The 19,846-nt window shown below is 67.4% G+C and carries 18 protein-coding genes; 13 read left to right on the plus strand and 5 right to left on the minus strand.

Features of this window, described 5'->3' with window-relative positions; genetic code table 11:
• Positions 1 to 18 precede the first annotated feature (18 nt).
• The 8 genes from VFB33_12245 (at position 19) to VFB33_12280 (ending at position 6,948) form a co-directional block, all read left to right on the plus strand.
• Entirely contained in the window at positions 19 to 1,158 is a 1,140-nt protein-coding gene (locus VFB33_12245) for an amine dehydrogenase large subunit (protein HZO82454.1), read from the plus strand.
• A gap of 4 nt (positions 1,159 to 1,162) precedes the next feature.
• Positions 1,163 to 1,711: a MauE/DoxX family redox-associated membrane protein gene (locus VFB33_12250; GenBank protein ID HZO82455.1), complete on the plus strand. Its 549-nt coding sequence runs from the start codon at positions 1,163 to 1,165 to the stop codon at positions 1,709 to 1,711.
• Positions 1,704 to 2,378 carry a methylamine dehydrogenase accessory protein MauD gene (gene mauD / locus VFB33_12255; GenBank protein HZO82456.1) on the plus strand — a complete coding sequence of 225 codons (675 nt, stop codon included), beginning with the start codon at positions 1,704 to 1,706 and terminating at the stop codon, positions 2,376 to 2,378. Before VFB33_12250 ends, mauD begins: the two co-directional genes overlap by 8 nt.
• A complete protein-coding gene (gene mauA / locus VFB33_12260; GenBank protein ID HZO82457.1) occupies positions 2,378 to 2,905 on the plus strand; it encodes a methylamine dehydrogenase (amicyanin) small subunit in 528 nt (175 codons plus the stop codon). The genes mauD and mauA overlap by 1 nt, the downstream gene beginning before the upstream one ends.
• A 56-nt stretch (positions 2,906 to 2,961) precedes the next feature.
• Positions 2,962 to 3,387: a cytochrome c gene (locus VFB33_12265; GenBank protein ID HZO82458.1), complete on the plus strand. Its 426-nt coding sequence runs from the start codon at positions 2,962 to 2,964 to the stop codon at positions 3,385 to 3,387.
• Between the two features lie 14 nt (positions 3,388 to 3,401).
• A complete protein-coding gene (locus VFB33_12270) occupies positions 3,402 to 3,887 on the plus strand; it encodes a cytochrome c (protein HZO82459.1) in 486 nt (161 codons plus the stop codon).
• A gap of 69 nt (positions 3,888 to 3,956) precedes the next feature.
• Positions 3,957 to 5,381: a pyridoxal-dependent decarboxylase gene (locus VFB33_12275; protein ID HZO82460.1), complete on the plus strand. Its 1,425-nt coding sequence runs from the start codon at positions 3,957 to 3,959 to the stop codon at positions 5,379 to 5,381.
• 760 nt (positions 5,382 to 6,141) lie between these two features.
• The gene (locus VFB33_12280; protein HZO82461.1) at positions 6,142 to 6,948 is read left to right on the plus strand and encodes a Crp/Fnr family transcriptional regulator; all 807 of its coding nucleotides are present in this window, start codon (positions 6,142 to 6,144) and stop codon (positions 6,946 to 6,948) included.
• Between the two features lie 41 nt (positions 6,949 to 6,989).
• Here the strand turns inward: VFB33_12280 and VFB33_12285 are convergent, their stop codons facing one another.
• Positions 6,990 to 7,235 carry a hypothetical protein gene (locus VFB33_12285; GenBank protein ID HZO82462.1) on the minus strand — a complete coding sequence of 82 codons (246 nt, stop codon included), beginning with the start codon at positions 7,233 to 7,235 and terminating at the stop codon, positions 6,990 to 6,992.
• A 429-nt stretch (positions 7,236 to 7,664) separates the two neighbouring features.
• Between VFB33_12285 and VFB33_12290 the strand changes: the two genes are divergently transcribed.
• From VFB33_12290 to VFB33_12305, 4 genes are read left to right on the plus strand one after another with little or no spacing between them, the layout of a single operon-like run.
• Complete coding sequence (locus VFB33_12290; protein HZO82463.1) at positions 7,665 to 7,898, plus strand: DUF2892 domain-containing protein; 234 nt, start codon at positions 7,665 to 7,667, stop codon at positions 7,896 to 7,898.
• Between the two features lie 11 nt (positions 7,899 to 7,909).
• Positions 7,910 to 9,268, plus strand: a complete 1,359-nt coding sequence (locus VFB33_12295; protein ID HZO82464.1) for a TolC family protein — start codon at positions 7,910 to 7,912, stop codon at positions 9,266 to 9,268.
• A 2-nt stretch (positions 9,269 to 9,270) separates the two neighbouring features.
• Positions 9,271 to 10,368 carry an efflux RND transporter periplasmic adaptor subunit gene (locus VFB33_12300; protein HZO82465.1) on the plus strand — a complete coding sequence of 366 codons (1,098 nt, stop codon included), beginning with the start codon at positions 9,271 to 9,273 and terminating at the stop codon, positions 10,366 to 10,368.
• Positions 10,365 to 13,640 (plus strand): efflux RND transporter permease subunit, encoded by a 3,276-nt coding sequence (locus tag VFB33_12305; protein HZO82466.1) that lies wholly within the window; start codon positions 10,365 to 10,367, stop codon positions 13,638 to 13,640. Before VFB33_12300 ends, VFB33_12305 begins: the two co-directional genes overlap by 4 nt.
• Positions 13,641 to 13,685: 45 nt before the next feature.
• Here VFB33_12305 and VFB33_12310 read toward each other — a convergent pair whose 3' ends face one another.
• Genes VFB33_12310 through ggt form a run of 3 tightly spaced genes read right to left on the minus strand, consistent with a single transcriptional unit; the run spans position 13,686 to position 18,199 of the window.
• Positions 13,686 to 14,696, minus strand: a complete 1,011-nt coding sequence (locus tag VFB33_12310; protein ID HZO82467.1) for a lysylphosphatidylglycerol synthase transmembrane domain-containing protein — start codon at positions 14,694 to 14,696, stop codon at positions 13,686 to 13,688.
• Positions 14,686 to 16,440 (minus strand): glycosyltransferase family 39 protein, encoded by a 1,755-nt coding sequence (locus tag VFB33_12315; GenBank protein HZO82468.1) that lies wholly within the window; start codon positions 16,438 to 16,440, stop codon positions 14,686 to 14,688. Before VFB33_12315 ends, VFB33_12310 begins: the two co-directional genes overlap by 11 nt.
• A 55-nt stretch (positions 16,441 to 16,495) precedes the next feature.
• The gene (gene ggt / locus VFB33_12320) at positions 16,496 to 18,199 is read right to left on the minus strand and encodes a gamma-glutamyltransferase (GenBank protein HZO82469.1); all 1,704 of its coding nucleotides are present in this window, start codon (positions 18,197 to 18,199) and stop codon (positions 16,496 to 16,498) included.
• Positions 18,200 to 18,353: 154 nt separating this feature from the next.
• Between ggt and VFB33_12325 the strand changes: the two genes are divergently transcribed.
• Positions 18,354 to 19,175, plus strand: coding sequence for an enoyl-CoA hydratase-related protein (locus VFB33_12325; protein ID HZO82470.1), 822 nt, complete (start codon positions 18,354 to 18,356; stop codon positions 19,173 to 19,175).
• 18 nt (positions 19,176 to 19,193) lie between these two features.
• Here the strand turns inward: VFB33_12325 and VFB33_12330 are convergent, their stop codons facing one another.
• On the minus strand, positions 19,194 to 19,796 hold the full coding sequence (locus tag VFB33_12330; GenBank protein ID HZO82471.1) for a hypothetical protein: 603 nt from the start codon (positions 19,794 to 19,796) through the stop codon (positions 19,194 to 19,196).
• Positions 19,797 to 19,846: the final 50 nt, after the last annotated feature.

Below are 19,846 nucleotides of genomic sequence, written 5' to 3' on the forward strand. Positions count from 1 at the left end.
AGCGGGAGAATCCAGATGATGAAACGTGCAGCGACGATCCTTGCGCTCCTCCTTCTGTGCGGCGGCGCGCGTCTGTTTGCACAGGCACCGCCCGAAGAAGGCGTCAAGGTGCGTGAACTGCCGCCGGCGGGACCGCACTGGATATTCGTGATGGCGCCATTTAGCGGCACGCTCGAGGTGACGAGCGTGGTCGCGATCGACGGCGATTCGCGCAAAGTGCTGGGCCAGCTAACGGGTGGATTAGTAAGCGCGTTCGCGGTGGCGCCCGACCATAAGCAGATCTATATGGCCGATACTTACTATTCGCGCGGCGCGCGGGGCGACCGAACCGACGTGCTCACTGTGTACGACGCGCGCAAGCTCGCCCCCGCCGCCGAAGCCGCCATCCCCGCCAAGCGCCAGCTTTCGATTCCCGACAGCTCCTCGATGGGGGTGACGCCGGACGGGCGCTTCGTCCTGATCGCGAACATGACACCGGCGACCTCGGTGAGCGTGGTTGATACGCAAAGCCGCAAGCTTGCCGGCGAGATCGCGATTCCCGGATGCGCCGAGATCCTGGTCAGCGGGCCGCGCCAGTTCGCCTCGCTCTGCGGCGACGGTTCGGTGATGACCACCCAGTTCGACGACAACGCGAAGATGACTTCGCAGAAGCGCACGGCCAGGCCGTTCTTCGACGTCGAGAAGGATCCCGTCTTCGGGGTGCCCGCCAGGATTGGCAAGGAAGCCTGCTTCGTCAGCTACCACGGGATGGCTTACCCGGTGGATCTTGCGGCGAGCCCCGCGCGGCCCGGCCAGCCGTGGTCGCTGCTGAGCGACGCCGACAGGAAGCAGGGCTGGCTGCCGGGAGGGTGGCAGCCGATCTGGGGTTACGGCAGGGGCGGACTCCTATACGTCCTGATGCATCGGGGCGGCGAATGGTCGCACAAGGACCCGGGCAGCGAAGTATGGGTATTCAACGTGCGCGAGCACAAGCGCGTTGACCGGATCGCGCTGCCGGTGGCGGCCAACTCCATTTTGGTCAGCCAGGACGGCGCGCCGGTGCTTTTCACGCTCACGTCGCAGCCGGCGATGATGCAGGAGTTCTCGGCGATTGGCGGCAGGTACCTAGGCGCGATCAAGGACCTTGCCGGCGTGCCATTCGAGATTTTCGGGCTGTAAGTCGATGTTGAAGGTCGATCCGGTGCTGGGATGGGCGGCGGCCACCGCGGCGGCGGCGATCTTCGCCGCCTCGGGTGCGCTGAAACTCTACGACCTCGCAGCGTTTCGCTCCGCGGCGTCCAATTACCGTATTCTCCCGCAATGGCTGGAGTTTCCGTTCGCATGGGCGGTTCCGCTGGTCGAATGCACGGCCGCGTTCGGCCTGCTGCTGCCGGCCTGCCGGGCGCGCGCGGCGCTCGCGCTGGTCGCGCTGCTCGGCGCGTTCACCGCCGCGGTCGCAATCAACCTCGCCCGCGGACGGACGGATATCGATTGCGGATGCTTCGGCCCGGCGCTGCGCCAGCGCCTGAGCTGGTGGCTGCTCGCGCGCAACGGCGCCCTGTTCGCGCTGCTTGCGATTGCGCTGATGCCCGCGGACGGGCGCGCGCTCGGACTGCTCGACGGCGCCACGGTGGGCTTTACCGCGGCGACCGTGGTAGTGCTCTACGTCGCGGCCAACTACCTGATCGCGAATGCTCCCGGGCTTCGCGGGCTGAGGGCGCTCAATGCTTGAAGCTCTGGTGATATCGCAGATCCTGCTGTGGGTGCTGACGCTGGCGATGGCGCTGATGATGCTCGCGCTGCTGCGCCAGGTCGGAGTGCTGCACGAGCGGATCGCCCCGATGGGCGCGCTCACGCTCGATCGCGGCCCCAAGGAGGGCGAGCACGCTCCAATCTTCGACGTGACCGATTTGCGCCGCCGTGCGCCGCTCAAGATCGGCGGCGCGCGTGCACGGAGCACGCTCCTGTTTTTTCTCTCGCCGACCTGCCCGGTGTGCAAGAAGCTGCTGCCGGTCGTCAAATCGATCGCCCAGGCCGAGGCGCCGTGGCTCGACGTGGTCCTGACCAGTGATGGCGAGCCCACCGAGCACGAGCGGTTTATCCGCGCGCAGCACCTCGAAGCCTTCCCCTACGTGCTCTCGGCGGATGTTGGGATGACTTACCGGATCGGCAAGCTGCCCTACGCCGTGCTGATCGACGAGGAGGGCGTCATCCGCGCCAAGGGGCTTATCAACACGCGCGAGCACCTCGAAAGCCTTATCGAGGCCAAGCAGATGGGAGTGCCGTCGATCCAGCAGTACATCAAGACCGCGATGCAGGACGTCGGAGACGAAGCGAAGGCGGTGCCCGGCGCCGAGGCGCAGCCGCTTGCCATCGCAAGCGAGCGAGGAGGCAAGTGATGGACGCCCTGATGGAACGGCTGAGCCGCAGCGTTGCCCAGCGCACCTCTCGCCGCGGTTTCCTTGCCTGCATGGGCAAGCTGATGCTGGGCGCGGCGGTGCTGCCGCTGCTGCCGGTCGACCGCGTGGTCGGCGACGCCCATGCGCAGATGACGATGGCGCCGAGCGGCACCGGCCGTACCGACGATCCATTGACCTGCGATTACTGGCGCTACTGCGGGTTTGACGGCAACCTGTGCGATTGCTGCGGCGGCAGCCATACCGAATGCCCCGCCGGCACGATTATGTCGCCTACGTCGTGGGTCGGCACCTGCAAAGATCCCGCCGACGGCAAGGAGTACATCATCGGCTACCGCGATTGCTGCGGCAAAGACGTCTGCGGGCGCTGCTACTGCAACAATAACAAGGGCGACATGCCCATCTACCGCACCCAACTGGACAACGGAGTCGTCTGGTGCTTCGGAACCAAGCCTTCAAGCTACGTCGTCAACTGCACGACCGCGGTCAAACTCGGGCTCAAGACCTGAACCGCCGCGCATGGCTCGTTGCGCTTGCGGCGCTCGCGACGACGGCGGTCGCGAGCGTGGCGCGCGCCGACGGGCAGGGCATCTTCGTCAGCAACTGCGCGGTATGCCATCAAGCCGACGGCAACGGCGTTGCGGGGGTGTATCCGCCGCTGGCCGGCTCGGTCGGCCGCTACGTGACGCTCAAGGGTGGCCGCGCCTACCTCATCCATGTGCTCTCCAACGGGATGGGCGGCAAAATCCAGGTCGGCAGCGAAAGCTTCGAGGGCGATATGCCTCCTTGGCCGCAGTTCAACGACCAGCAGATGGCCGATGTGCTCGACTATGTGCTGACCGGGCTCAACGCCAAACTGCTGCCCAAGGACTTCAAGCCGATTACCGCCGCTGAGGTGCACGCCGAACGCGCCAAACAGTTCTCCTCAGAGCAGCTCCATGCGCAGCGAGACGCGCTGCTCAAGGCGCTCGGCGCCAAGGCGGCGAGGTGACCGTGCAGGATTCGATGAAGCCCCGCGCGCGCGCCGCCGCTGTCGCCGTGCTCGCAATGCTCGCCGTCGGGGCTCCCGTATTCGCCGGCGGTTCGCCCGCTGAGTTGTACACGCTCAACTGCTGGGGTTGCCATAAGCCGCATGCCGAGGGGATTCCGGGTACGGTGCCGCGCTTGGCGCATTCGATGGGCGATTTCCTTCACGTGCCTGGGGGACGCGCCTATCTCGTTCAGGTGCCGGGCGTGGCGACGGCGGCGATGAACGACGCCGAAATCGCCAAGGTGTTGAACTGGCTGCTCGTTACCTTCAACAAGGACGAACTGCCCGAGGACTTCAAGCCCTACACGGCCGATGAGGTCGCGCGCTACCGCACCCATCAGTTGATTCGCGTGGTCGAGACCCGTGACGCGCTGGTCAGAGAGTTGAAAGCCAAGGGAATCGAGGTCCCCGACGATCGCATTTCCGGCGAGCCCGCGGCTGCCACGCCCGCCGAGCCGTAGCGCCACGTTTACGGCCGGGCGCAGGCGGCGCGGTTGAAGCCAAGCCCGCGCGCGCGTCAGTATCGGGCCATGGACGAAGCCAAATTTGCCGCTGCTCTCGGGCGTGCCTGTGCCTGGGTGGCTCGCTACTTCGAGCATACGCGCGACTATCCGGTGCTCTCGCGGGTCCGCCCGGGCGAGGTCGCCGCGATGCTGCCGGCCGCGATGCCCGAGGAGGGCGAGGATTTCGACGCCCTGCTCGACGACTTCGAGCGCGTAGTCCTGCCCGGTATCACGCACTGGAACCATCCGCGCTTCTTCGCCTACTTTGCGATCACCGGCTCTGAGCCGGCGGTGTTGGCCGAACTGCTGGCGGCGGCGCTCAACGTCAACGGGATGCTGTGGCGGACGTCGCCGGCGGCGACCGAGATCGAAGAGGTCGCACTCGGATGGCTGCGCGACGCGCTTGGCCTGCCGCGCAACTTCTTCGGCGTCGTCTATGACACCGCCAGCGTTTCAGGCCTGCATGCGCTTGCCGCCGCTCGGGAGGCTCTCGACCTCGACGTACGCAACGCCGGCATCGCCGGGCGCGAGCTGCCGCGGCTGCGCGTCTACTGCACCGACCAGACCCATTCGCACATCGAGAAGGACGCGATCCTGCTCGGCGTCGGACGTGACAATGTAGTCAAGGTCGCAACCGATAGGGCTTTCAGGATGGATCCGGCGGTGCTCGACCGCGCGCTGGTCGAAGACCGCACGCGCGGATTTCTGCCGATGGCGGTTGTGGCGACGGTCGGCACGACCTCGACCACCTCGGTCGATCCGGTTCCGGCGATCGCAGCGGTCTGCCGCACGCATCGCGTATGGATGCACGTGGACGCCGCCTATGCCGGCCCGGCGGCAATTGTGCCGGAGCTGCGATGGCTGCTGGACGGCACGGCGGGGGCCGATTCGGTGGTCGTCAATCCGCACAAGTGGATGTTCGTGCCGATCGATCTGTCGGTGCTTTACACGCCCCACGAGGCCTTGCTGCGCCGCGCTTTCAGCCTCGTCCCCGCCTACCTCGAGACGCCCGAGAGCGATGTGCGCAATTACATGGACTACGGAGTTCAGCTCGGCCGGCGCTTTCGCGGGCTGAAACTATGGTTCGTGCTGCGCGCCTACGGCAGACGCCGTATCGTCGAGCATCTGCGCAACCACGTCGCGTGGACGCAGGAGCTGGCGCAATGGATCGAGGCGGCGGGCGATTTCGAGCTACTCGCGCCGCATCCGCTCTCGGTGGTCTGCTTCCGCCACCTGCCGGAACGATTGAAGGGCGACGGCGACGCCGCGCTTGACGAGCACAATCAGCGGGTGGTCGAAGAGATCAACCGCAGCGGCTTCGCCTATCTCTCGACCACGCGGCTCGGCGGGCGGCTCGCGATCCGGTTCGCGATCGGCAACGCGCGCACCACGCGCGAGGATGTGCGCGAGACCTGGGCGCTCGTGCTGCGCACCGCCCGCGCCGTCGTTTGAAAGCCGCGCTGGTTACGGCTCCGGTTTAACAGCGGTTGGGAAAGTCAGGGGAAATTATGGTGAGGAATAGCCGCGATCTTTGCCTATTTGGTGAAATCATAGGCGAAACGAGGTCTAGTTCGATGAAAATGAACCAAGAGCGTCTTCAGAATTCGCGCGAACCGTTAGGTTCTACAGCTTCATCCGGGCTGTTTCGGACGTTCCGGATGGTTTTGCGATGCTCGATCTGGTTACTCAACCAGGGTTCGGAGAGTTGAACAGAGATTAGGCGAGAGCTTCTCTGCAAAGCCGGCGCCGCGGCAAAATTGGAGCGTATAGCATTAATCCGAGTATTCGAGCATGGCAGTGCGACTTACTTGACTCGTTCGCACCGCTCGAGCCCTTTGAGCGCTCGCCCTAATCCTATCGGGTTAGAGATAAACGTCACCCCTGTAAAGCAGCGGATTATTTAAGATTCAAGCCCATGCCGGATGGCGAAAAATGAGTCAATAGGGAACTAATCTGACGATTTCAAGTAATTAAGACAGGGCATATTGACAGTCGGCCGCTATCGCTTAATACGGGGCAAGAGGGCTTAGTTCGCTACGGCGTTCCTCAGCGAAGCCGTCCGCCATAGCCCACGAGGCCAGGAAGTTGAGGCTGAGGGGGTGAACCCAGTCATTGGTAAGGCGCCCGGCCCGGGCAACGCGAGCGGATCGTCAAAGGCCGGGCCATTTGCAGGCAGGTAGGCAGGCGGCGCCACTCTGCCGGGGGGATCGTCATGGCCGTACTCAATTCGTTGACCGAAGAAGGCAACCGTGCGCTGTGGCGGATCAGGCAAGCCGGCCTGCCCGCGGAGTTCGTCGATGAACTCATCGGCGACAACCTTATCGCGCGCTATGCGAAACGGTTTCGGCTGTTTCTTCAGGGTGCGCCGGCCGACGTCCTGATGTTGATCATCAACGGCGTGGTCAAGGTCCATTGTACGCAGCCCGACGGTCGCAGATTCATGGTCGAGCTGGCGGGACCCGGCGACCTCATCGGTTACGTCGATTTGCTCGACGCTCGCGGCCGCCATTGCCAAGCATTCGAAGCCCAGGCCTTGACCAACTGCGCTGTGGCTCTAATTACGCGTCAGCGAATCCTCAAGCTGATCGAAGCTGCCGACCATAGCTTGCTGGTCAGTTTGTTCGAGCGGCTCAACAGCTTCTGGGCTGCCACCGTCCATCACTACGCCTCGCTCATGACCCTGTCCTACCGTGAACGGCTGGAAGCCAAGCTCGCCGAGGTCGCCTCGCGCTTTGGCGTGCGTGACGCCCGCGGCACGATGCTCACCCTGGAATTGGGCCACGACGATTGGGCCGACATGATCGGCAGCTCGCGCCCGATGGTGAGCAGGCTTATCGCCGAAATGATCGAGAACACTGTACTCGCGCGTGAAGGCAAGCATTACATCCTGCTCGGCCATCAGGGACTCGACAAGCCGAGCTTCCAACTGCCGCGCGCGGAGGCGGAAACGGCCGGCAGGCGCAGTCCGATGCACAAGCTGGATCGTTCCGCCCTTCGTCCGGCGCGTCTTTCGTCCTAAACCGGAGCACTGACCCGACAAGGCTTTGCGCCGTAAAAGTTTTACAGCGCGGCGCGGCCGGGCCAGCCCGGCACCGTGATCAGGCGCAGAAGAGTGCCGGCCAGCATGTGCATCAGGAGGGCGATAAAGAGGGTCACGACCAGGATGGTCAGCCCGTATTCCACCGCATAACGCAGCAGGGGAAAGAGACCGGGCGCGAGCGGCCGTGCGGCGAGCGCGCGGGTCGGGCTTCCGCTCTTCGCCCGTGAAGGCCTGGAAAAGGCCCGCCTGGGGTAATCGTTCGCCATCACACGTTGCGCAGATCGCAGCCGCACGCTTGATGACGCAAGACGTATACCCGCATCAAACGCCCGCATGCTGCAGCGCAATTCGCATATTCCCCCGAGGGCGTGCATCTTGAGACAACCACCTGCTCTGCCTTGATACGCAAAGAGCGACCGCCGCAGACAACCCTTCCTCGCGCGACGCATAGGCGGCGGAACCGCTTCGCGCGTACGCGTCGCATACACGTCGAGTGGTCCTCCCGCTGTGAGAGGCGAGGCGGTGATTAAGACCGGAAAAGTTGTGACCTTTGGGGCCAACTCTGCATCCGCCGGCGCCACCGTTGCTGTCGGCGGGTAACGGAGCGCCATTCTTTTCCGTGGCCCCTCAGTTGCACATTTCGCAAGGGGCGCGTCGCGCTATCGCGGGAGAACGCAGCCCCTGGAGGCCTGCATATGTCCGTTGAACGCTGGATTCGGCTGATCGCGGGCAGCTTCATCGTTGCCAGCGTGGCGCTGAGCTATTTTCACAGCCGCCTGTGGCTGTGGTTCACGCTGTTCGTCGGTCTCAACCTGTTCCAGTCGGCCCTGACGCGCTGGTGCCTGATGGAGGATATCCTGCGCAAGCTCGGCGTGGGCGTGCCGGCGCCCGCCGGCCCGCCGTCGCGACCGGCCGGCGCCGCCTCCTGAGCGAGCGCGTGATGCTGCGGCAGACGATGGTGCTTGCCCTGCTCGGAGCCCTGTGCACCGCGGCGCTTGCCGCCGACAGCGTTCCGCGCAGGCTCTCGCTGGACGAGTCGATCGCGATCGCGCTGCGTAAAAACCGCACCCTGATGGCCGCCGTGCTCGACCATGCGGCAGCGCAGGCGGACGCCGGTGTTGCGCGGGGCGCGATGCTGCCGCGGCTCGATGCGGGCGAGAACCTCTCGTACACCGACAATCCGGTCCAGGCCTTTTCCGACCTTCTGCTCCAGCAGGAGTTCGCCCAGGCCGACTTCGCGCCCAGCCGGCTCAACCATCCGGGTTTCCTGGCAAACTTTCAGAGCCAGGTGCGGCTGTCGTTTCCGCTGTTTGCCGGCGGTCGCCTGCTCGCCGCCTACCGCGGGGCAGGGTTTGTCGCCGACGCCATGCGCTGGCAGGCGATTGAGGCCCGTCAGCGCGTGGAATTCGCCGTCGTCGAGGCCTACTACGCGGCAGTGCTCGCCGAGCAGCGGATCGCCATGGTTGACCGCGCGCTCGCCGCTGCGCGGGCCCATCTCAGGCAGGCCGAGGACCTATTCGGCCACGGGATGGCGGTCAATTCTGACGTCCTGCGGACGCGGGTGATGGTCGGCAGCCTCGAAGAGCAGCGAATCGAAGCCGAAAGCGAGATGCACGTTGGATGGGCCGCCCTCGCGCATGCGCTGGGCGACGAGGACGAGCGGATAGCGCCGCTTCGCAATCCCGTCGAGCTGCAGGCCGTCGCCCAGGCCGCCAGCCCGCTCGATGCCCTGGTCAAGCAGGCGCTTGCGCGCCGGCCGGAGATCAAGGTTGTCGACGCCCGCGTCAAGGAGGCCGACGAGGCGGTGACGGTTGCGCGTTCCGACTATCTGCCCACGATCGAAGTCGCTGGCGTGTACGAAAACGACTCCGAACGCCTGCTGCGCGCGGGCAACAACGGCGCACTGCTCGTCACCGGACGGCTTAACCTGTTCCACGGGATGGCCACGCGTTCGAAAGTCGACGCGGCCGAGGACAGGCTTGCACGTGCGCGAGTGCTCGGCCAGGAGCTGCGCCATGCGGTGGCGCTCGAGGTCGAAAGCGCATGGCGCAGGCTTGCCGCGGCGACGAAAGCCCTAGAGGTGGCCAGGCGCAATACCGCGTATGCCGACTCCGCGCTCAAGATCCTCGAAGACCGCTATGCCTCTGGGCTCGCCACCAACGTTGCGGTGCTCGATGCGCAGACGACGCGTGAGGAGGCCGACCTTCGGCTCGTGAGCGCGCGGGTCGCAGTGGCGGTCGATCGCGCCGCGCTCAACCTCGCCGTCGGCGCCGAGCCGCAAAGAGCGACGGAACGCTGACGATGACGAATCGGCTGGCTATCGTGCGCTTCAGCCGCCGCCGCTGGTGGTTGGCCGCGACAGCCGCGGCCTGCCTTGCCCTGCTGTGGATCGCGCTGCGCGTGGTCCAAGGCGGCAAGCTTCAGCCGGGATTGCTCAGCCGACAAGCCGACCAGACGCCCAACCGGCCGCTCGGCACGGTGACGCGCGAGCGGATAACGCTGCGCCACGAGGTGGTCGGTTCGGTCCAGTCGCGGATGCCGGTTGAAGCCGCAAGCCGCGTGGCCGCGCGCGTGACCGAAGTGAAAGTTCGCGCCGGCGACCGCGTAGGCCGGGGCCAAATACTGGTTGCGCTCGACGCCGCGGAGCTCCGCGCCAAAGTCGCGCAGGCCGAGGGCGAGCTTGCGGCGGCCAGGGCCGAACTGGCGCGCGCCACCGCCGATCACCAGCGTTTCGCGGCGCTTTTCAGCCGCGGTTCAGTTACCGCGCACGAGCGCGACGCGGCCGAAGCCGCCTACCGAAGCGCCGCGGGCAGGGCCGCGCAGGCCGCGGCCGCCGTCAGCGCGGCGCGCGCGGCGCTTGTCTACACCGTTGTGCGCTCGCCGGTCGAGGGCGTGGTCGTCGAGCGGTTGGTCGAGCCGGGCGACATGGCCCTCGTGGGCAAACCGCTGGTGCGGCTATACGACAACAATGCGCTGCGCGTGGAACTGGCAGTGCCCGAGGATCTCGCGCGCTATTTGGCGGTCGGTACGCCGCTTGACGTCAGGGTCGACGCCGCCCGCGCTGTCTATCATGCGCAGGTGAGCGAAATCGTTCCCGCGGCCGACCCAGCCAGCCGCAGCTTCCTGGTGCGCGCCCCGCTGGCCGGCAGAGGCCATCTGCGCCCCGGGATGTTCGCACGGGCGTCGTTCGCCGCGGGCAGCCAGACGCTGCTCACGGTGCCGCGCGCGGCGGTTGAGCGGATCGGCCAGCTCGACACCGTTCGGGTCGATGCTGACGGGACGATCCAGACCCGGATGGTTTCGCTCGGGCGCGGGCTCGGCGCGCGCGTCGAGGTGTTGGCCGGATTGCACGAGGGCGACCGTGTCATCCTCGATCACACCCAAGCGGCGGTCCGATGAACACGAGCGGCGGTGCGGAGAAGCTCGGGCTGACGGCGCGCTTCGTCGATCTGTTCCTGGGCTCGAACCTTTCGATGCTGCTGCTATTGGCCTCGCTGGCGGCGGGGGTGGTCGCGCTGTGGGTCACGCCGCGCGAGGAGGACCCGCAGATCTCGGTGCCGCTGGCCGACATCATCGTGCAGATGCCGGGGGCGAGCGCGGCCGAGGTCGAAAACCTCGTTACCAGCAACCTTGAGAAGCGCCTGTGGGAGATGGAGGGCGTGCGCCACCTCTACTCGGTCTCGCGGCCGGGGATGGCGCTGGTCACGGTCCGGTTTCGCGTCGGCTACGACAAGATCCGCAGCCTCGTCCAGATCTATAACAAACTGGAATCCAACCGCGACGCGGTGCCGCCCGGCGTGAGCGGATGGATCGTCAAGCCGGTGGGGATCGACGACGTGCCGATTCTGACCGTGACGCTGTGGAGCGCGACTCACAGCGATGCCGCGCTGCGCCGCGTCGCCGACGAGATTCTCCATCGGATGCAAGAGGTGCCGGACACCGGGCGCTCGTTCGTGGTGGGCGGGCGGCCGCGCCAGGTCCGGGTCTTGCTCGACCCCGAGCGGCTGGCCGGCCACGGGCTGGCTCCGCTCGAGATCGCGCGGGCGCTGCGCGGCGCCGATGCCAATCTGCGCGCCGGCAGCTTTGCGCATGGCAACCGCGAGTACGTGCTCGACAGTGGTCCGTTCCTCACCAGCTCGCGCGAGGTCGCCAACCTGGTGGTCGCGGTGCGCAACGGCCATCCGGTCTATCTGCGGGAGGTTGCGCAGGTTATGGACGGCCCCGCCGAGCCCGCTGCGTATACCGCGATCGGTTTCGGCCCCGCGCGCGAGCGGCTGCTCACCGAACGCGGCCAGTTGAAGCTGACGTCGGTCGGCGAGCCGCGACGGCTTTACCCGGCGGTCACGCTAGCGTTTGCCAAGCGCCACGGCACCAACGCGGTTGCCGTCGCCGAGGGCTTGATCGCCAGGGTCGAGGCGCTCAAGGGCGTGGCCATCCCCTCGGACGTCGGTGTGCTGGTGACCCGCAACTACGGCGAGACCGCCGACGAGAAGGTCAACGAGCTGGTGCGCGAGCTGATGATCGCGGTTGCGATCATTGTCGGGTTGCTGGCCTTTTCGCTGGGCGTGCGCGAGGCCTTGATCGTGGCGATTGCGGTGCCGATCACGCTGGCGATCACGCTGGTTGGCAACCTGCTCGCCGGCTACACCATCAATCGGGTTACACTGTTCGCGCTGATCCTGTCATTGGGCCTGCTAGTGGACGACCCGATCGTCGACGTGGAGAATATCCATCGCCATTTCCGCCTCGGAGACCATCCCCCGCGCGAGGCGACGCTGATCGCGGTTGACGAGGTCCGCCCGCCGACCATCCTGGCGACCTTCACCGTAATCGCGTCGTTCATCCCGATGCTGTTCGTGACCGGGATGATGGGGCCGTACATGCGGCCGATGCCGTTCAACGTGCCGCTGGCGATGCTGATGTCGCTGGTTGTCGCCTTCACCATCACGCCATGGGCCGCCTATCGCCTGCTGCGCCGCGAATACGCGCCCGGCGGTGACGGCCAGCAGCGCGCCGACGAGGGTGCGACGGTCCGCCGATGGTACGGCGCCATCCTGCGCCCGCTGCTCGAAAGTCGCCGGCGCGCGCGGCTGTTCCTGTTCGCGATGGGCGGCGCGTTCGCCCTCTCGATCCTGCTGGTGGTGTCCGGTCTGGTGCCGGTCAAGATGCTGCCGTTCGACAACAAGAACGAGCTCCAACTGGTGATCGACATGCCCGAGGGGACGCCGCTGGAGGCGACCGACGCCGCGGTGCGCGACTTCGACGCGCTGCTCGCGCGCGTGCCCGAAGTCACCAGCTTCGAGTCTTACAGCGGCGAACCGTCGCCGTTCGATTTCAATGGGATGGTGCGCCACTACTACTTGCGGCGGGCGCCGTGGCAGGCCGATATCCGCGTCAACCTGGCGCCCAAGGGCGAGCGCGCGCAGTCCTCGCATCAGATCGCGCTTAGAATCCGGCCGCCGCTGGAGGCGATCGCGCGCGAACACGGCGCCAAGCTGAAGATCGTCGAGATGCCCCCGGGGCCGCCCGTGCTCGAAACCATCGTCGCCGAGATCTACGGTCCGCCCGAGGCCGAATACGCGCAGCTTATCGCCTACGGCCGCGCGCTGCGCCGCATCTTCGCTCGCACCGGCGGCCTGGTCGATACCGACGACTTTTCGGTCGCCGCGCAGCCGCGCGTGCTGTTCGTGCTCGACCGCGAGAAGGCCGCGCTCCACGGGGTCAGCACCGCGACGGTCGCGCGGACGCTCGGCCTGATGCTCGGCGGTGACGCCGTCGCGACCGTCCATACTGCGACCGAGCGCAATCCGCTGGCGATCGAACTGCGCATGCCGCGCGCGGCGCGCTCCAGCCTCGAAAGCCTCGCCGCGATCAGGGTGCGTGGCGCGGACGGCGCGATGGTGCCGCTGGGCGAACTCGGCGGGCTGCGCCGCACGCTCGAGGAGCAGCCGATCTACCGCAAGGATTTGCGGCCGGTCGCGATGGTGATGGCGGACACGGCGGGGGTGAGCCCGGTCAACGAAGTCCTGTGGCTCCAGCGCCACACCGCGTCGCTGCTGCCGGCCGGCTACACCATCGAGTGGAGCGGCGAGGGCGAATGGAACATCACGCTGACCGTCTTTCGCGATCTTGGAATCGCCTTCGGCGCCGCGCTGTTCTTCATCTACGTGCTGCTGGTTGCGCAGACCGAGTCGCTCGCCATGCCGCTCATCATCATGGCTGCGATTCCGCTGACCATGGTCGGGATCATGCCCGGCTTCTTCATCCTCGACCTGCTCACCAACCGGCCGGTGGCGGGCTACCCGGATCCCACGTTTTTCACCGCGACCGCTATGATCGGGATGATCGCGCTGGCCGGAATCGTCGTGCGCAATTCGATCATCCTCATCGACTTCATCCATCACGGCCTTGCGCGCGGGCTCAGCTTGGAGGAGGCGATCCTGGAGGCCGGCGCGATCCGCCTGCGGCCGATCGCGCTGACCGCGGGCGCCGCGATGCTCGGTTCGGCGGTGATCACGCTCGATCCGATCTTCTCCGGGCTCGCATGGTCATTCATCTTCGGAATCTTCGCCTCGACCGCGTTCACGCTGATCGTCGTGCCGCTACTCTACTACCTCGTCTATCATCGGCGCGGCGCGCCCGGCCAAGGCGCCGCCGGCGCAGACGGTTGACACCGCGGGCGCCCGTCGAGCGCCTCCCGTCGAACCGACGAGTCCTCAGCTTGCGCGCAGCGGCGGCGTTTCGGTCAGGACGAAGGCGATCACCCCGGTCAGGTTGCCGAGCGCGGTCGCCGCGAACCATAGCAGCCCCAGCGCAATCGCATCGGAATGGCCGAGCCCCGCCTTTGCGAACAGCATCAGGTAGGCGGTCTCGCGCAGGCCGAGCCCGTTGAGGGTCAGCGGGAGACTTGCGAAGACGTTGGCAATCGGTACGCAGAGCACGAACAGCGCAAGCGGCGCGTCGAGCCCCAGCCCGCGCGCGAGCAGCCATTGGCAAACCGCAAGCGAGAGCTGGAGCGCGACCGACAACCCTACAGCCGGCAGCATCGCCATCGGCCGGCCGAGATACGGCTCGACCGTCAGCGCGACCGCCGCGATTCGCTCGGGCATGCGCCGGGCCAGCTTTGCGACGAGCGGCAGGGCGGCGTAGCCGACGAGCGCAAGCACTCCGACCGCGATCGTGGGCCCGCGCACGGCGGGCGGCACCGCGGCGCTCAGCCCGGCCGCGGCCGCTGCCGATAGCCAGAACAGTCCCACCATCCCAACTCCGCGGTCGGCGATCACGGAGGCGACCGCCTCACCGAGGCGCTGATGGCGCCGGCCGAGATAGAGCGCGCGCAGCGCGTCGCCGCCGACCAGTCCGGGCACGAATACATTGGTGAACATCCCGATGAAGTAGTAGGCGAGGTATTCGATGAACGGCGACGGGATGGCGAGCAGCGAGCCCAGCAGCTGCCATCGGAAAGTCGACATCACCTGCCCGCCGACGTACAGCGCGATCGCGGCGCAGAAGAAACCGAGCCGCTCGCGCGCGAGCTGATGCAGGATCGGGCGCGCGTCGTAGTGCCAAAGCAGCAGCGCGACGATGGCGGCGCCCGCGCCGATGCGCAGCGCGAAGCCGAACACGGGATGGCGTCGCTGCTTGGCGCGCGGCGGCGCTCCCGCGAGATCAGGTGTGGGCGCGCCGGGCGAAGTTCGCGCCTGACCGGCGGCGGGTTCAGCTTGCATAGCGCGGCTCCGCGATTTTGAGAATCGCGCGCTTGTGCCATTCGGCGCCGATCATCACGTAGTCGCCGAGCCGTTCGCGCAGCCGGTGCAGCTCGCGCTCGTCGATCACCAGCACCACCGGGCCCGGCATATTCCACAAGCGCAGCACGTCGTTCTCGTTATGGAAGAAAAAGCGGTCCGCATCGGCGGCGTGCGCGGCGCCGAAGGCGAGCTCGGTCTGCGCGCCGACCAGGATCACGCGGCGATGAGTGTAAAACGCCAATGCCTGGACGTAGCGCGGATAGCAGATCAGCGTCGCGTCGGGAGCGTGCGCGGCAACCTTGCGCGCGAGCGCGGCGTACGAGCGTAACGGCTCCGCTTCCAGGCGGGCGTAGCTGCCGGCGCCGAGCCCCAACGCGGCCACGAGCACGAGTGCCGCCAACCCGGCTTCGGCTCGCAGGTGCTGGAACAACTCGCCGACCAGCGCGCCGCCGGCGACTCCGACGAGGCCCAGTGCATAGAGCGCGGGGCGTGCGAGCGCGACGTAGGGGCTCTTGAAGATCGGCGCCAGCAATCCAGCGCCGATCGCGGCGGTTCCCAGGACGATCAACGCCGCGCCCACCGCAACAAACGAGCGCGGCGCTCGCGCCGCCGGTGCGCGCTCCGACGCGGGTGCGGCGGCGGAGTCGTTCGCGAAGATACGCGTTACAATTCCGTCGGCGAGCAGCACCGCGATCGGTGCCATCGCGGGCAGGATGTACGGGATGAGCTTGGCGCTTGCCGCCGAAAACAACCCGAGCACGACCGCGGCAGACACGATACAAAAGCGGCCGACCGGCGTGCGCGGCAGCTCGCGCCACGCGATGAATGGAACGAACAGTGTCCACGGCATCATCCCGGCCAACACCACCGGGAGGTAGTAATAGAACGGCTCGCCGTGGCTGTAGCTGGGCTGGAAGAAGCGTCGCAGATGCTCGCCGACGAAATAGAAGTCGATAAAGCCGGGCTCGCGCACCGCCGTCACGGCGAACCACGGGGCGACGAGCGCCGCCACCATCGCGCCGCCCGACAGAGCGTGGAAACGGCCGAGCGCGCCGCGCAGCTCGCCCTCCCACCACAGGAAGGTGGCGAACGCGAGCACGGGAATCGCGATGGCGACCGGGCCTTTGGTCAGAACTCCCGCCGCGATCGCGCCATATCCCAGCCAGCACCATCGGCCGCCCTCGCGCCAATGCAGGTACAGCGCGAACATCGCCGCCGTGACCGTCGCGCTCAGCAGCATGTCAGTCGTAAGCACTTGCGCCATCACCGCGTACAGCGCCGAGGTGGCGAGGATCGCGCCGGCCAGGAACGCGCGCGCCGCACCCATCGTGCGCCGCACGAAGCCCCAGGTCGCGATCACGCCGAAAATCGCCGCGAGCGCCGGCGTCAGGCGCGCGGCGAACTCGTTGACTCCAAGCAGCGCCATCCACAGCGCCCCCGTCCAATAGAGCAGCGGCGGCTTTTCGACGTAGGGGACGTAGTTGAGATGCGGCACGACCCATCCGCCCCCGGCGAGCATCTCGCGCGCGATCTCGGCGTAGCGCGCCTCGTCGGGCTCCCACAGGCCGTAGCTGCCGAGATGGAAGAAGAAAATCGCCGCCGCCAGCGTGACCAACGCGAGCGCCTGGATTAGCGGCGAGTGCCACAGCGTCGCGGGCGCTCCGTGCCAAAACGGCGCAGCGGGCGCGGGTGAGGCGGTCTCGATGGTCGCGGGCTCGGACACGGGGCTCAAGTGTACCGTGGGGCGCGTGGCCGCGCAGCCCATTGCGCGGCGCCGCCTACATCCCTTCGGCGCCGCCGCCCTTGCGCGGATCGAAGGCTCCGTGCATTTCGCCGGGCGCGAGCGTGATCACACCCACCGCGCTGTACAGTTGGGGCAGGACCTTGAGCCGATAGCCCATCTGCGCGAGCGCCTGGCGTGTCGCCTCCGGCATCGCGGATTCGACCAACACGGTTGCGGGCGACGCTTGGTGGTGCACGCGCGGCGCGGCGACGGCCGCCGTCGGCGCGAGGTGAAAGTCGAGCACGTCGAGGGCGACCTGGAGCACGCCGGTGATGATGGTCGGGCCGCCCGATCCACCCAGCGCGAGCACCGGCCGCTCGCCACGCGTCACGATCGTCGGCGACATGCTCGAGAGCGGACGCTTGCCGGGCGCGATCTCGTTAGCCTTGACCCCGATCAGCTTGAACACGTTGGCGACGCCCGGCGCGGTGGCGAAGTCGTCCATCTCGTCGTTGAGGACGAGGCCGAGCTTTGCGACCATCACCTTGGCCCCGAAGATGGTATTGATCGTGGTGGTCGCGACGACCACGTTGCCGTCCTTGTCGGCGACCAGCAGGTTGGAGGTGCCGTGATCGGAGGCGGGCGCCAGATGCGGCTGGGCGCCGCGATGCAGCGCGCGCTGGAGCGCTGCGTCGATATGGCGTTGCGAGAGCAGCTCGTCGATGGGCACATGGACGAATGCGGGGTCGGCGTAGTGCGCGCGATCGATGAAGCCCTCGCGCATCACTTCGACCAGCCGCGCGAGGTAGGGCGGTGAGTTGAGCCCCAGCCCGGCGAGCGGCGCCGCGCCGAGCATCCCCAGCATCTCGAGCACGACCCCGCCCGACGCGGGTGGCGGCATGGTCCAGACGTCGTAGCCGCGGTAGCCGCGGTGGAGCGGCGTGCGCCATACCGGCCGGTAGCGCGCGAGGTCGTCGGCCGTGATGATCCCGCCGTGTTCCTTCATCCACGCGACGAGCTCGCGCGCCACCCTGCCGTGATAGAAATGCGCCACCGGATCGTCGCCGAGCGAGCGCAGCGTCGCGCCGAGTGCCCTTTCGCGCAACATGTCGCCAACCTTGGGCGGTTCGCCGGCGGCGTTCATGAAGGTCGCCTTGAGCCCGGGGTCCTTGGCGATCACCGGCGCTACGCGGGTTACGTCGCGCACGATAAGCGGCGAGGCGGGGAAGCCCCGCTCGGCGAGCCGGATCGCGGGCGCCGCGACGGTCGAGAAATTCATCGTGCCGAAGCGCCTCAGCGCCGCGTCCAGGCCGTAGATTTCGCCTGGGACGGCGACGGCCAGCGGCCCGGTGCGCGCCAGCTCCTCGTCGGCCTTGCCGTTGCGCACGTACATCGCGGCGCTGGCCGCCATCGGGGCGCGCTCGCGGTAGTCGAGCGCGTAGAAGCGGTGAGTCTTGGCGATGTAAATCAGCATGAAGCCGCCGCCGCCGATCCCGCACGAGGCGGCGTTGGTGACGCCGACGGCGAGTTCGGTGGCGACGGCGGCGTCGATCGCGTTGCCGCCGCGGGCGAGGATTTCGACCCCGGCATGCGCGGCGAGCGCGCTCTCCGCCACCACCATCGCGTGGCGCGCCCGGGCGGCGCGCGCGGGCCGCGCGGCGGGCGCGAAGAGAACGAATACAAGCGGCAGCGCGCCGAGCATCAACGCGCGCACGCGGCGTCTGGTCGCGGCGACGGAGCGGACGTTTGCGGACGACATGCTCCGCCTTTCTAACAGCGTCATCTACGCAAGGAAAGCTGAGCGCGCAGGGCGGCGCGATCGGCAAAGCGCGCGCCTCGCTCGGCGCGTTAGATTTCGCTCGCATGAAGTGCTTTGATCGGTCCCGGCCGCATCGCCGGCGGAGGACAAGCCGATGAGTTTCGAAGAGATAATCTATGAGAAAGCCAACCGGGTCGCGGTGATCACGCTCAATCGCCCGGCCCGGCTCAACGCGTGGACTGGCCGGATGGAAGCCGAGCTGCGCGAAGCGATGCTCGATTCTGACCGCGACGACAACGTCGGCGCGATCGTGGTCACCGGCGCGGGCAAGGCGTACTGCGCGGGCGCCGATATGGGCGCGCTCAATCGCATCGCCGAGGGCAGCGAGACGGCCGGCGCGGCGGTCTCGGGCGAGGTCGCCGGCACCGGCGAGACGCGCACCGACTTCCGCCAGCGCTTCTCATGGATCGTGGGGTTGCACAAGCCGGTGATCGGCGCGATCAACGGCGCGTGCGTGGGGATGGGCTTCACCACCGCGCTCTATCACGACCTCCGGATCGCCTCCGAGCGCGCGCGCATGGGGCTCATCTTCGTGCGCCGCGGGCTGGCGATCGAGCACGGCGCGAGCTGGATGCTGCCGCGGATCGTGGGCCTGGCCAACGCGCTTGAACTGGCGGTCACCGGCCGCCTGCTCGACGCCGAGGAGGCGCTGCGCATCGGGTTGGTCAACAAAGTTGTCCCGCACGAGCAACTGATGCCGACGGCGCTGGAGATGGCGGGCGAGATCGCGACGAGCTGCTCCCCGCTGGGCGTCGCCCACGCCAAGCGGCTGATCTACCATCACCTGCTGACCGATTTGACCACCGCGATCGTCGAGGAGAACGAGTCGATCGGGGTGATGACGCACTCGGACGACTTCAAGGAAGGCATCCGCGCCTTCCAGGAAAAGCGCGCGCCGCGCTTCACCGGACGCTAGCGCGCGCGCGCCGCACCGTCAGCGGGCAGCGGCCGCGGGCTTCTTCGCCTTCCTGCCCTTGAGCTGCTCCAGCTCCCAGGTGGCGAACAGTGTGCCATCGTCGCTCCAGTTGTACGAGGTCCGTCCGCCGAAGAGCTTCTTGAGCTCGTGGGCGATCCGATGGGTCAGCTTCTGCGAGGTGGTCAGCACCTCGAGCGCCTCGCCGTCGGACTCGATGGTGTCGATCGAGACGATTCGCCGCTCGGGCTGGGTCTTCATTCCGTAGCGGGCGGCGTTTTCGATCCGGCGGCGGATCAGGTCGCGATGGGCGGCTGCGGCGGCGCCGCGGATTATCAGCCGGCCCTGCGCTTCAAGGCGGCTGACCTGCTCGCAGGCGGGGCAGAAACCCCAGCGCCGGCGCTCGAGCATGTCCTCGGTCAGGTTGTGGTCGTGGCGCCAGGTCTTGCGCATATACATCGCGCCGCAGCGCGCACACACCGTGTATTCCTCGGGCTGCGCGCTCTTGCGCACGACGCGCGGGCTCTTGTCGTCGCGCACGAAACTGCGGTTGAGGCTGCGGATCAGCCCGCGGGCCTTCTTGGTGGTTTTGACCGGCGCCGGCCGTGTGGCTTTTGCTTGCATGTCAGTAGCCTCGTCCAGGACTCCTTGTGTCGGATTCGCGCGGCGGGAAC

This window comes from Candidatus Binataceae bacterium, from assembly GCA_035650475.1.
Lineage (GTDB): Bacteria > Desulfobacterota > Binatia > Binatales > Binataceae > JAKAVN01.

What these genes read in the sequence shown, in the direction of transcription:
- mauD (HZO82456.1), top strand. Translation starts at nt 1,704, where the DNA reads ATGCTTGAAGCTCTGGTGATATCGCAGATCCTGCTGTGGGTGCTGACG.
- VFB33_12290 (HZO82463.1), top strand. Translation starts at nt 7,665, where the DNA reads ATGTCCGTTGAACGCTGGATTCGGCTGATCGCGGGCAGCTTCATCGTT.
- ggt (HZO82469.1), bottom strand. Translation starts at nt 18,199, where the DNA reads ATGTCGTCCGCAAACGTCCGCTCCGTCGCCGCGACCAGACGCCGCGTG.
- mauA (HZO82457.1), top strand. Translation starts at nt 2,378, where the DNA reads ATGGACGCCCTGATGGAACGGCTGAGCCGCAGCGTTGCCCAGCGCACC.
- VFB33_12280 (HZO82461.1), top strand. Translation starts at nt 6,142, where the DNA reads ATGGCCGTACTCAATTCGTTGACCGAAGAAGGCAACCGTGCGCTGTGG.
- VFB33_12295 (HZO82464.1), top strand. Translation starts at nt 7,910, where the DNA reads ATGCTGCGGCAGACGATGGTGCTTGCCCTGCTCGGAGCCCTGTGCACC.
- VFB33_12325 (HZO82470.1), top strand. Translation starts at nt 18,354, where the DNA reads ATGAGTTTCGAAGAGATAATCTATGAGAAAGCCAACCGGGTCGCGGTG.
- VFB33_12250 (HZO82455.1), top strand. Translation starts at nt 1,163, where the DNA reads ATGTTGAAGGTCGATCCGGTGCTGGGATGGGCGGCGGCCACCGCGGCG.
- VFB33_12300 (HZO82465.1), top strand. Translation starts at nt 9,271, where the DNA reads ATGACGAATCGGCTGGCTATCGTGCGCTTCAGCCGCCGCCGCTGGTGG.
- VFB33_12285 (HZO82462.1), bottom strand. Translation starts at nt 7,235, where the DNA reads ATGGCGAACGATTACCCCAGGCGGGCCTTTTCCAGGCCTTCACGGGCG.
- VFB33_12245 (HZO82454.1), top strand. Translation starts at nt 19, where the DNA reads ATGAAACGTGCAGCGACGATCCTTGCGCTCCTCCTTCTGTGCGGCGGC.
- VFB33_12330 (HZO82471.1), bottom strand. Translation starts at nt 19,796, where the DNA reads ATGCAAGCAAAAGCCACACGGCCGGCGCCGGTCAAAACCACCAAGAAG.
- VFB33_12270 (HZO82459.1), top strand. Translation starts at nt 3,402, where the DNA reads ATGAAGCCCCGCGCGCGCGCCGCCGCTGTCGCCGTGCTCGCAATGCTC.
- VFB33_12305 (HZO82466.1), top strand. Translation starts at nt 10,365, where the DNA reads ATGAACACGAGCGGCGGTGCGGAGAAGCTCGGGCTGACGGCGCGCTTC.
- VFB33_12310 (HZO82467.1), bottom strand. Translation starts at nt 14,696, where the DNA reads ATGCAAGCTGAACCCGCCGCCGGTCAGGCGCGAACTTCGCCCGGCGCG.
- VFB33_12275 (HZO82460.1), top strand. Translation starts at nt 3,957, where the DNA reads ATGGACGAAGCCAAATTTGCCGCTGCTCTCGGGCGTGCCTGTGCCTGG.